The organism is Methylobacterium symbioticum, assembly GCF_902141845.1.
Lineage (GTDB): Bacteria > Pseudomonadota > Alphaproteobacteria > Rhizobiales > Beijerinckiaceae > Methylobacterium > Methylobacterium symbioticum.
In genome coordinates this window covers 1-9753 of the sequence record NZ_CABFPH010000149.1, presented here as the reverse complement: position 1 = coordinate 9753, position 9753 = coordinate 1, and the positions used below count along the sequence as shown (strand labels likewise).

Annotated in this window: 3 protein-coding genes; all 3 read left to right on the top strand. The window is 71.9% G+C overall.

From position 1 onward, the window contains the following. The coding region (locus MET9862_RS26805; protein ID WP_280179001.1) for a UDP binding domain-containing protein at positions 1-351 on the top strand (351 nt) is incomplete at its 5' end. A 382-nt stretch (positions 352-733) separates the two neighbouring features. Continuing rightward, positions 734-8155, top strand: a complete 7422-nt coding sequence (locus MET9862_RS26800) for a type I polyketide synthase (RefSeq protein ID WP_185157021.1) — start codon at positions 734-736, stop codon at positions 8153-8155. Continuing rightward, a complete protein-coding gene (locus MET9862_RS26795) occupies positions 8152-9519 on the top strand; it encodes an aminotransferase class I/II-fold pyridoxal phosphate-dependent enzyme (protein WP_142585980.1) in 1368 nt (455 codons plus the stop codon). The genes MET9862_RS26800 and MET9862_RS26795 overlap by 4 nt, the downstream gene beginning before the upstream one ends. The last annotated feature ends 234 nt before the right edge of the window (positions 9520-9753 follow it).

Sequence of the window (9753 nt, the reverse complement as noted above, 5' to 3'; positions counted from 1 at the left end):
CGCGACGCGCCGGCGCTCGCCATCGTGGCCGGCCTGCAGGATGCCGGCGCCCGGGTGCGCGCCTACGATCCCGAGGGCATGGACCAGGCCCGCGCGCTGCTGAGCGAGGTCACCTACGCCGCCGACCCCTACGATTGCGCCGAGGGCGCGGATGCGCTGGTGCTGGTGACCGAGTGGGATGCCTTCCGGGCGCTGGACTTCGCCCGTCTGCGCGAGCGGATGGCACAACCGGTGCTTGTCGACCTGCGGAACGTGTACCGCCCGCAGGATATCCAAGCCCGTGGCTTCCGCTATGTCAGCGTCGGTCGGCCTGAGGCCGAATCCACGGAACGGGATGCTTCTCGCGCATAGGTTATCCCCCGGCTCCGCCAGGATTCCGGCTTGGCCCGCCGGTGCGAGCCGTGCGATGGCCGCGGCCCTGGCTCAGCCAAAGGATGCCGGCACGCCCGACGATTCAGTCCATCGTGAGACATGCGGCTGAAATGTGGCGGCGTGACCGCACCTGCATTGCAGAGCTCTGAGCATAGCCGCGCCCGACTGTCACTTCAGAGGTCGGGCCACCTGTCCTAAACTGATGAATACATATCACACGCGGCGGAATTTGTTTTGCTGCGCCTGCGGGTCACCGCCCTGCCGGTTTGCCACCGCATTAGAGCCATACTAAGGGTGCAGCAGGATGCCCACTCTCCGCCCTTCGAATCGACTCCCGTTAACGAGCGTGTGCGAACCGAACGTGACACAACGTACAGACATCGCCATCGTCGGTCGCGCCTGTCGGCTTCCGGGGGCCCCGAGCGTCGACGGCCTCTGGCAGCTGCTCACGGAGCCGCGTTGCGCGGTCAGCCGCGTCCCCGGTGACCGCTGGTCCCTCGACCGGTTCGGCCACCCGCGCGCGCAGGAGCGGGGCAAGAGCTACACCTGGGCGGCAGGTGTCCTCGACGACATCTGGTCGTTCGATCCGGGCGTGTTCGGCATCTCGCCGCGCGAGGCGGAGCAGATGGACCCGCAGCAGCGCCTGCTGCTGGAACTGACCTGGGAGGCGCTCGAGGATGCGGGCCTGCGTCCCTCCGCGGTGGCGGGCAGCCATATCGGCGTCTTCGTCGGCGCCTCCTCGCTCGATTACGGCAACCTGCGCATCCTCGACGTGCCGTCGGGCGACGCCTACGCGGCCACCGGCAACACGCTCTCGATCCTCTCGAACCGCATCTCCTACATCTTCGACCTGAAGGGGCCGAGCTTCACCGTCGATACGGCCTGCTCGTCCTCCCTCGTCGCCCTCGACAACGCCGTCCAGGCGATCCGCTCCGGCCGGATCGACACCGCGGTGGTGGCGGGCGTGAACGTGCTCGCGAGCCCGTTCAACTTCATCTGCTTCTCCAACGCGCAGATGCTCTCGCGCACCGGCCTGTGCCAGGCCTTCTCGGCCAATGCCGACGGCTACGTGCGCTCCGAGGGCGGCGTCGTCCTCGTCCTGCAATCGGCCGAAGCCGCCGCGCGCGCCGAGGCGACCGTGCGCGGCCGCATCGTGGCGAGCGGCGTCAACTCGGACGGGCGCACCACCGGCATCTCGCTGCCCTCCGGCTACGCGCAGGGCGCGCTGCTCGAGAAGGTCTACCGCGAGGCGGAGATCGATTTCGACCGCATCGCCTTCGTGGAGGCGCACGGCACCGGCACCCCGGTCGGCGATCCGATCGAGGCCTCGGCCATCGGCGGCAAGATCGGCCGCATGCGCCGCGAGCCTCTGCCGATCGGCTCGATCAAGACCAATATCGGCCATACCGAGCCGGTCTCCGGCCTCGCCGGGCTGCTCAAGGCGAGCCTCGCGCTCGAGCACGATCTGGTGCCGCCATCCCTGCACGCGGCCGAGCTGAACCCCGAGATCCCCTTCGGCGAGCTGAACCTCGACGTCGTGCGCGAGGCGCGCCCGCTGACCCGCGGGGCCGAGCGTTTCGCCGGCGTGAACTCCTTCGGCTTCGGCGGCACCAACGCCCACGTCGTACTGAGCGATGCCGAGCCCGTCCGGGCGGCGCCCGCCGAGGCGCCGCGGACCCCCGAGATGCTGCTGCTCTCCGCCCAGAGCCGCGCCGCCCTCAACGACCTCGCCCTCGACTATGCCGAGCGCTTCGCGGCGGCGACGCCCGCCGAGGCGGCCCGCATCGCGGCGGCTGCCGCGCATCGCCGCGAGCGCCTGAATGCCCGCCTGGCCGTGCCGCTCGACGGCAAGGCCGACCTCGCGACGACGCTGCGCGCGATCGGCGAAGGTGAGGATACGGCCGGGGCCGTGACCGGCACCGCGATCGACCGGGCGGCCGAGGTCGCCTTCGTCTATTCCGGCAACGGCAGCCAGTGGGCCGGCATGGGCCGGGAGGCCTATGCCGAGAACCCGGTCTTCCGGGACGCCTTCGACCGCATCGACGCCCTGTTCCAGCCCTACGCCAAGTGGTCGCTCAAGGCGGCGCTGGAGGCGGAGGACCTCGAGGAGCGCCTGGAGCTCACCAGCGTCTCGCAGCCGCTGATCTTCGCGATCCAGAGCGCCTCGACCACGGCTCTGCGCGCCCGCGGCCTGAAGCCCGCCTACGTCATCGGCCACAGCGTCGGCGAGATCGCCGCGGCGGAAGCCGCCGGCATCCTCAGCCTGGAGCAGGCGGTGCGGGTGATCTTCTACCGCAGCCACCACCAGGAGACGACGCGCGGCCAGGGCACCATGGCGGTGCTGCTGATGCCCGTCGAGGAGGTCCCGGCCTTCCTCAAGGACTATCCGCGCCTCGACATCGCCGCCTACAACAGCCCGAAGGCGGTGACCGTCGCCGGGCCCGTCGCGGATATCGACGCGGCGATCAAGGCCCTGTCGCGCAAGCGCCGCCGCGGCCGCAAGCTCGACCTCGCCTATCCCTTCCACGGCCGGATCATGGATCCGACCGAGAAGCCGCTGCTGCGCGACCTCGCCGAGCTGAAGCCTTCGCCCGGCACCGTCCACATGGTCTCGACCGTCACCGGCACGGTGCTGGGCGGCGAGCATTTCGGTGCGACCTACTGGTGGCGCAACATCCGCGAGCCGGTCCGCTTCAGCGACGCCGTGCAGGAGGCGACCCGCCAGGGCGCCCGCGTCTTCGTGGAGGTCGGCCCCCGCGCCACGCTGATGTCGCATGTGGGCGACGCCATCGAGCCGCTCGGCATCGACAACGCCGTGGTCGGCGTGATGCACCGCAAGGACGCCGGCGGCGACCCGATCGCCAAGGCGGTCAGCGCCGCCCTCGTCCAGGGCGCGGCCGTGGACGAGGCGCTCCTCTTCGGCGACGCGCCGAAGGGCGCCGTCGCGCTGCCGACCTATCCCTGGCAGCGCCGGGCCTTCCGCCTGCCCGAGACCACCGAGAGCGTCGGCGCCACGAGCGCCCGCCAGTACCACCCGCTCATCGGCTCGCGGAACGCCGCCGACGGGCTCGAATGGCACGGCTACGTCGACATCGCGACGGTGCCGGAACTCGACGACCACCGGATCGAGGGCCAGGCGATCATGCCGGGCGCCGGCTTCGTGGAGATGGCGCTCGCCGCCGCCCGCGAGGCGCTGCGCAGCGACGAGATCGTGCTCGCCGATTTCGAGATCCAGTCGCCGATGGTCTTCAACGAGGACGCCCTGCGCGAGGTCGCGGTGCGTCTCTCGGGCAGCGGCAACGGCATCCAGGTGCTGAGCCGTCCGCGCCTCGCCCAGACGCCCTGGCAGATCCACGCCTCCGCCAAGGTGGTCGAGGGCGACTTCGCCCCGCCCGCCGCGCCGCAAGTGGAGATGCCCGAGGACGGGGCCGTCGCCGGCGAGGAGCTCTACGCCCGCGCCGTGGCCGCCGGGCTCGGCTTCGGCCCGAGCTTCCGGCAGGTGGCGCTCTCCGCCCGGCTCGACGCGGAGACCATCGTCTCCGACCTCGTGCCCGCCGAGGCCGATGCCCGCTACGGCCTCGTTCCGGCGCGCCTCGACGCCTGCTTCCACGGCCTGATCCTGCTCTTCGCGGATCTCCTCGGTGAGAATGCCGGCAAGGCCTACATCCCGGTCCGCTTCGGCGAGATCCGCCTCGTCAGGCCCGGTGCCTCGATCGCCCGCGCGGTGATCCGCACCCGCCGCTGCAACGAGCGCAGCATCCTGGCCGACTTCACGGTGCTCGACGCCGACGGCGCCGTCATCGCCACCATCCGCGAGGGCCGCTTCCAGGCGCTCCGCGCCAAGGGCGGCGGCGACCTCTCGGCGTTCGCGATCTCGCAGGTGACGGAGCTCGCCACCGAGCCGACCGCCGTGCCGATGGACCGGCGGCCGAGCATCGCCGCCCGCCTGAAGCCACTGACCGAGGCCGCGCGCGCCGCCGCCGACGCGCCGCTCTCGCCGGGCCACCTGCTGCTCGAGGGCTGGGCGACGGCGCTCGCCTTCAAGCTCGCCTCCGGCCTCGCCCGCGACGGTGCGGTCACGCTCGATGCGCGCGTACCCGAGGCCCTGCGTCCCTGGATCGTCAACGCGCTCTCGGCCCTGGAGAGCAGCGGCCTCGCGGAGCGCACCGGTACGGCCTGGACGCTCGGTGACGGCTCGGCCCTCCCCGCGCCCGACGAGATCCTGCGCTGGATCGCGGCGGACCATCCGGAGCTCTCGGCCGAGCTCGTCCTCATCGCCGATGTCGGCGCGCTGGCCGACCAGCTGCTGGCCGGCGCCTTGAGCGACGCGCCGGTCCTGCCGCAGAACGCCCTCGACGCCTTCGCCCTGCGCAGCGCCACCGCGCGTCACGCCGCCGACGTCGTCTCCGGCATCGTCACGGCGGCCGGCGACCGGCTGCCGAAGGACCGGGCGCTCCGCCTGCTCCAGGCCGGGTTCGGCCCCCTCTCCGCGCAGGTTGCAGCCTTCGCCGAGGAGGCGCAGGCCCGGCTCACCGTGTTCGAGACCGACCGGCGCCTCGCCGAGCGCGCCCGCCTCGCCCTGCCGCGCGGCGTCACCGTGATCGAGGCCGCCGACGAGCTGCCGGCGGCGAGCTTCGACCTCGCGCTGACCAGCGGCGCCCTGCACCGGGGCGACCGCGACCTGCCGCGCCGCCTCGCCGACGCGCTCGCGACCGGCGGCCTGCTGATCGCCGTCGAGCCCGGCGCGTCGCTGTTCCGCGATCTCGTCTTCGGCCTCACCCCCGGCTGGTTCGAGCCGGGCGAGGGCGACCTGCCGATCGGACGCCTCGACGACATCACCGGCTGGCAGCGCAGCCTGAGCGCCACCGGCTTGGTCAGCGTCTCAGCCGAGCGGGCGGCCTCCGCCAACGGCGACGACCTGCTTCTCGTGGCCGAGGCGCCCGCCCGGCCTGGCCCGGCTCCGGGTCAGACCTTCGCCTTCGTGATCGGCTCCGACGACGAGTTCGCGGCCGAGACCGCCTCCTCCCTCGCGACCCTGCTGGTCGCGGGCGGCGTGCATGTCTCGATCATCCTCGATTCCGAGACCTCGCTGATGGAGCTGGAGCGTGAGACGCCGGACACGGTGGTCTTCCTCGCGGGCGCCTTCACCCGCGGCGGCGAGGCAGCCGAGCGCCTGCGCGACCGCTGCCTCAGCCTGAAGCGCTGCACCGAGCATCTCGGCGGCCGCCAGACCCGGCTCTGGGTGGTGGCGCCGGGCGCGACGCGCGACCGCGGCGGCCAGGGCACCTCGGTCGAGGCCGGCGTCTGGGCCTTCACCCGGACGCTCGCCAACGAGGCGCAGAACCTCGATGTACGCCGCATCGATCTCGCGCCCGAGATGTCCTCGAAGCGCGCCTCCGAACGCCTGCGCGACCTCATCCTCTCGGGCACGCCCGAGACCGAGATCGTGCTCGACGACGACCGCACGCAGGTCGTGCGCTTCCATCCCGGCCGTGTCCGGCGCCGGGCCGAGGGCGGTGCCGTTCCGGCCGAGGCGGCGCGCCTGGAGCGCAGCAACACGGGCGGCCTCAACGAGATGGTCTGGGGCCCGGCCGAGCGGCAGGCGCCCGGCACGGGCGAGGTCGAGATCGCCGTCGAGGCCACGGGCCTCAACTTCCGCGACGTGCTCTGGGCGCTCTCGATGCTGCCGGAGGAGATTCTGGAGGACGGCTTCGCCGGTCCGCGCCTCGGTCTCGAATGCGCCGGCCGGATCACGGCGGTCGGCCCGGGCGTCCAGGGCTTCAAGGTGGGCGACGCCGTCGTCGCCTTCGCCCAGTCCGGCTTCTCGACGCATATCGTCGTCCCGGACATGGTGGTGGCGCCTGCCCCCGCCGGGCTCGAGCCGATGGCGGCGGCGACCGTGCCGGTCGCCTTCCTCACCGCCTATTACGGCCTCGTCACCTGCGCGCGGCTGCGCCGCGGCGAGTGGGTGCTGGTCCATGGCGGCGCGGGCGGCGTCGGCCTCGCCGCGCTCCAGATCGCCAAGCTCAAGGGCGCGCGCGTGATCGCCACCGCGGGCTCGCGCGAGAAGCGGGCACTGGTCAAGGCGCTCGGCGCCGAGCACGTGCTCGATTCCCGCTCGCTGGCCTTCGTGGACGAGATCCGGGCGATCACGGGCACGGGCGTCGACGTGGTGCTGAACAGCCTGTTCGGCGAGGCGATGGAGCGCTCGCTCAACGCCCTCAAGCCGTTCGGCCGCTTCGTGGAGCTGGGCAAGCGCGACTACGTCGCCAACACCCATATCGGCCTGCGTCCGTTCCGGCGGAACCTGAGCTATTTCGGCGTGGACCTCGATCAGGTGCTCCAGCACCAGGGCGAGGACGGGGCGCGGATGTTCCGCGAGGTGATGGCGCTGTTCGGCGAGGGGGGCCTCAAGCCCCTGCCCTACCAGCCCTTCACCGCCGAGGAGACCTCGGACGCCTTCCGGCTGATGCAGCAATCCGGTCATATCGGGAAGATCGTGATCGCCCCGCCGAAGCCCGGCCGGGTGCTGGCCGAGGCGACGTCGCGCTTCGCCGTCTCGGAGACCGGCGTGCACCTCGTCACCGGCGGCCTCGGCGGCTTCGGCCTGGAGGCGGCGCGTTGGCTCGCCGACCGCGGCGCCCGGCACATCGTCCTCGCCGGGCGCAAGGGCGCGGCGACCGACGAGGCCAGGCAGGCGGTGGCGGACCTCGCCGCCCGCGGCGTCACGGTCGAGGCGCCCGCCGTCGACTTCACCAGCCGCGCGGCGGTCGACCGCCTGCTCGGTGCGATCGAGGCCAAGGGCGGCCGGCTCGCGGGCGTGATCCACGCCGCGGCGGTGCTGCAGGATGGCCTGATCGCCAATATCGACGCGGCCTCGCTCGATGCCGTGATCGGACCGAAGGTGATCGGCGCCCAGCATCTCGATGCGGCCACCCGCGACCGCCAGCTCGATTACTTCGTGGTCTTCTCCTCGGCGACCACCTTCATCGGCAATCCGGGCCAGGGCGCCTATGTCGCCGCCAACGGCTTCATGGAGGGCCTGGCCCGCCAGCGCCGCCGCAAGGGGCTGCCGGCGCTCGCCGTCGCCTGGGGCGCCATCGGCGATGTCGGCATGCTCGCCCGCAACAAGGCGGTGATGGAGACGCTGGCCTCCCGCGTCGGCGTCACGCCGATGGAGGCGCGCCGCTGCCTCGACCTGATGGCCGAGGCGCTCGAGGGCCAGGGCCCGGCCCCGGACGACGCCGTGATCGCCATCGCCGCCATGCATTGGGGCAAGGCGCGCGAGCGCCTCGCCACCCTGCGCTCGCCGAGCTATGACGGGCTCGGCGGCGACCAGCAGGCGGAGGCCGGCGCGGTCGCGACGATCAACATCGCCGCGCTGCTCAAGGGTGGCGACCTCGACTCGGCCCGCAAGACCGTGTCGGACGCGATCGTCGAGGACATCGCCCGCATCCTGCGTCTGCCGAAAGACGACATCAGCCGCGTGCGCCAGCTCTCCGAGATCGGCCTCGACTCGCTGATGGGCGTCGAGCTCGGCGCCAGCCTCCAGGAGCGCTTCGCCCTGGATTCGCCCCCGGCCGGCATCTCGTCGGGCCTGACGGTGAACGAGTTGGCGGAGACCTTAATTCAGGCGGTTTCCGCGCCCATGGACGAGGCGGCCGGCGTGGCCTTGAGCCTGGCTCAGAAGCATGTCGGCAGCGAGGTCGACGCGGCGGCGCTCGCGCCGTTCAAGGACCTCGTGGAGCAGAAAAGCCTCGAGATCAAAGAGATCCTTCCATGACGCAATCGCCACGGCCGGACGGGGGGCGCGCCGCTCTGGCAGGCTTCGTGACGAACCGGTTGGGGCGGACGCCGCCCCGGCCGGCCCCGGCCCGGGCAGCGGAGCCCGCGCAGAATCCGTCGGTGCTGAGCTTCGAGACCCTGCCCGGCTACCGTGAGCTGAAGCTGCAGCGCTCGGCGGCCGAGCTGATCGGCCTCAGCAACCCCTTCTTCCATGTCCATGAGGCCAAGGCCGGCGCGACGACGCGCATCGAGGGCCGGCCCTTCGTGAACTTCTCGTCCTACGACTATCTGGGCCTCAACGGGCATCCGAAGGTCAGCGAAGCCGCGCGCGCCGCGATCGAGGCCTTCGGCACCTCGTCCTCCGCGAGCCGGGTGGTCGCGGGTGAGCGGCCGGGCCATCTCAGCCTGGAGCGAGCTCTGGCCGCCCATTACGGCACCGAGGGCTGCGTGGTGATGGTGAGCGGGCACGCCACCAACGTCACGACGATCGGCGCCCTGCTGGAGCCCGGCGACGTGATCTATCACGACGCGCTCAGCCACAACTCCATCGTGACGGGGGCGCAGCTTTCCGGCGCGCAGCGGCGCTCCTTCGCCCATAACGATCTCACGGCGCTGGAGACGCTCCTTCAGGCGACCCGGCACGAGCATCGCCGCGCCCTCATCGTGGTCGAGGGCCTCTACAGCATGGACGGCGACGCGCCGGACATCGCGGGGCTGATCGCACTGAAGCAGCGCTACAACGCCTGGCTGATGGTGGACGAGGCGCACGGCCTCGGCGTCCTCGGCCGCACGGGCGCGGGCCTGTTCGAGCATGCCGGGATCGATCCGACCAGCGTCGACATCTGGATGGGCACGATGTCGAAGACGATGTCGGCCTGCGGCGGCTATATCTGCGGGCCGGCGGCGCTGATCGAGTACCTGAAGTGCACGGCCGGCGGCTTCGTCTACAGCGTCGGCATGTCGCCGCCGCTCGCGGCCGCTGCCGAGGCTGCGCTCGCGGTGATGCAGGCCGAGCCCGAGCGGGTCGAGCGTCTGCGCCAGAACGGCCGCCTCTTCCTGGATTGCGCGAAGAAGCAGGGTCTCGATACCGGCTTCAGCCTCGGGTTGGCGGTCATCCCGGTGATCGTCGGCGACTCGCTGAAGTCGGTGACGCTGTCCGATCGCCTGTACAAGCGCGGCATCAACGTGCAGCCGATCATCCACCCGGCCGTGCCCGAGCGGGCCTCGCGCCTGCGCTTCTTCATGACCTCCGAGCACACGCCCGAGCAGATCCGCGACACGGTCGCCGCCGTCGCCGAGGAACTCGCGGCCATCGAGAAGGGCGGCTCGCTGATCGAGCAGCTGCTCGCCAAGCGCGGCTGACCGTCCGGGAGTCGAGAGGGGTCACCCCTCTCGCGGGTCCGGGCGGAGCCCGGATATCCCGCAGGAAACGAGACGGGGCCCCCACCGATGGTGCGGGGCCCCTTCTTGTTCGAACCGTCCGTGCTTAGCGCGTGACGGAATAGACGGAGGCAGCGCCAGCGATGGGGCTTGCGACGGTTGAGAAGACGCTGAGGACCTTCTGGAGCTCGGTGAAGGGGGCGTTGGAGACGTAGA

Excerpts from the sequence above, each read along its gene's own strand:
- MET9862_RS26795 (WP_142585980.1), top strand. The coding sequence starts at position 8,152 with ATGACGCAATCGCCACGGCCGGACGGGGGGCGCGCCGCTCTGGCAGGC.